Source organism: Rhabdochromatium marinum (assembly GCF_016583795.1).
GTDB lineage: Bacteria > Pseudomonadota > Gammaproteobacteria > Chromatiales > Chromatiaceae > Rhabdochromatium > Rhabdochromatium marinum.
Window position 1 is genome coordinate 1 of the sequence record NZ_NRRS01000145.1, and the last position, 2,151, is coordinate 2,151.

Consider the following 2,151-nt stretch of genomic DNA (forward strand, 5'->3'; position numbering starts at 1 on the left):
CTCTCGGCCAAAAAGTCACTGCCGCTGAGTTGGCTGCCGTCAACATCAAGCGACACGACTTCCATGGCGACTGGAATTACACTATTTCACCAGCACAAAATGGAACACTTATTTTGTGACAATCCCTAAGCACCTGTCGAGCCAAGGCCGTGTCGCCCCCCTTGATCGCGCTCAGAATACGCTGATGTAGTCCTGCCTGCTCATCGAACAGGGTATCGATCCGCTCCACCCCCTTGCGCGCTGGATCCTCAATGTCCAGGACGGATCGAGCCTGCCCCATCAAGGTGCTGAAATCCTTCTTTGCCCGCTCAAGATTTTGATAAGCCTTGGGATTGCTAGGATCGAGGATGATATTGCGGAGTGCCTGGCCCATTTGCAGGCCTTGCGCATACATGCCGGAGTAGCTCTCCGCGAGTTTCTGATCCCGTTCAATGAAATGGTCGAAGCGGGTCTGGATTTGCTGCATACCCAACCACATGGCACCGATAGCCAGGATGCTGCAACAGAGGAGGACGCCGATGCCGAACCAAAGCTTGGCGGCGATATTGATATTGGCAAAGGCGAATCTGGGTTGGTTCATGATATCCCTAGTGAGCGAAGCGCTGATCCGAGGAGGGCAATCGCCAGACATCGCTTGGCTTACAAGCGGCAACAAACATCCGTCATGCCCTCGAAAAGGAGCGCAACTTTAATCGATCCCGGGCAGCGCTACATTGCGAGATGTTGGCTGAATGCCCAAGCTTGCTCATCGCGTCGGCTCCTACCCAGATCCAGGAGACGACGGGTTACCTGTCCAGTCCCGTGTGAGTATGTGCCAAAAAGGGGCTATCCATTGTTTCTTGCCCGATACATGTCCTCGCGCGCGTCACCACGCGAGGCAATGCGGTACAGAACACTGGACTGACGTGCGACGAGCCCCCGATACACCGCTCAGGAGCCGTCATTCCCATGGATGGGCAGACTCCACCAGCGCGACAGCCGCTGCTCGGTGCAGCGGTCTGGCAGCGCTTCGTAGTGCGAAATGTCGTTGAACAACCGCAACCGAGCGCGAACATCGTTGGCGAATTCCAGGATGGTCAGGGCGGCGGGACTCTGATCGAGCCGATCGCGGTAGCCTCGCGCGTCGAACCCCAGCAGGCTGCTGATCAAAAGCCGATTGGTGCCCTTGTGGGACACGATGAGCACCGACTGATGGCGATGGGTCTGAACGATGCGTCGCATCACCGGCAGGGCACGCGCCAGCACCTGGATACCGGATTCGCCGCCCGCCGGGGCGATCGTTAGGGGATCCTCCTCCCAGGCCTCGTACTCCTCGCTGAAATCGCGCTCGATCTCCTTGCGCGTCCGCTCCTCCCAGTGCCCGTGGGCGATCTCGCGCAGATCCGGCTCGACCCGAACCTGACAGTCGTGCGGCGCGCCGACAATCCGCGCGGTCTCGATGGTGCGGCCCATGGGGCTGGCGTAGATGCCGTCGAGCCGGTCGCACTTCAGCCGCTCCGCCAGCGCCGCCGCTTGGCGTCGCCCCTCATCGGAGAGCGGGACATCCGTCGACCCGGCGAAACAGTCTTCAGCCGTGAGTTCGGTCGCCCCATGGCGGACGAGATAGATTCGAGTTGGCATGCTTGCTCCTCCAGACGTGATGATTCGGGCATAGTCTCGTCACAAGTTGTGACGAGAGTTCGTATATGCCACCCGGTCATGGATTCTCCAACGCTGGATCGAAGGGCGCCCAGGAGAGAAGAAGGCGAAACCTGCCTGGCTTTCAACTCGCCCCAAATCGCCGTCCTCGCAGCCCTCCGGGCCGAGAAGCAGCCTCAACGCTTGACGCAGACATCGCCTTGTTCTTGGAAAAGAAACAAGACCTACCCCAGGTCTCACAGGGCTATCTTGACGCCAGAACTCTCGCCAAGGGCCAGCGGATCAGCATCAGGATAAGAAAGGAGGAAAAGCAGGCCAGCGGCACGGGTGCGGCCTTTGAATAATGTGATCACCCGAAACAGGCGGCACCGAATTGATCAATTCGTTGCCAAAATTGTTGCCAGCGCCCGGTCGTTTGGCTCAGCGCCCGCAGGCTGAGTACAATCCCGGCGCCTTTGGTTTTCCAGCGCATGCCCGATGCGCACAGTCGCTGCTTGACCAGCGTCTTGCAGG

Annotated in this window: 2 protein-coding genes and 1 pseudogene; all 3 read right to left on the reverse strand. The window is 59.2% G+C overall.

Going from position 1 to position 2,151, the window contains the following annotated elements; translation table 11 throughout:
- Positions 1-76: 76 nt before the first annotated feature.
- Positions 77-655 (reverse strand): hypothetical protein, encoded by a 579-nt coding sequence (locus CKO36_RS18785; protein ID WP_200286432.1) that lies wholly within the window; start codon positions 653-655, stop codon positions 77-79.
- A 275-nt stretch (positions 656-930) separates the two neighbouring features.
- Positions 931-1,620 (reverse strand): histidine phosphatase family protein, encoded by a 690-nt coding sequence (locus tag CKO36_RS18790; RefSeq protein WP_200286433.1) that lies wholly within the window; start codon positions 1,618-1,620, stop codon positions 931-933.
- A gap of 367 nt (positions 1,621-1,987) precedes the next feature.
- Positions 1,988-2,151, reverse strand: a pseudogene (locus CKO36_RS20005) (ISKra4 family transposase); the annotation flags it as partial.

Excerpts from the sequence above, each read along its gene's own strand:
- CKO36_RS18790 (WP_200286433.1), bottom strand. The coding sequence starts at position 1,620 with ATGCCAACTCGAATCTATCTCGTCCGCCATGGGGCGACCGAACTCACG.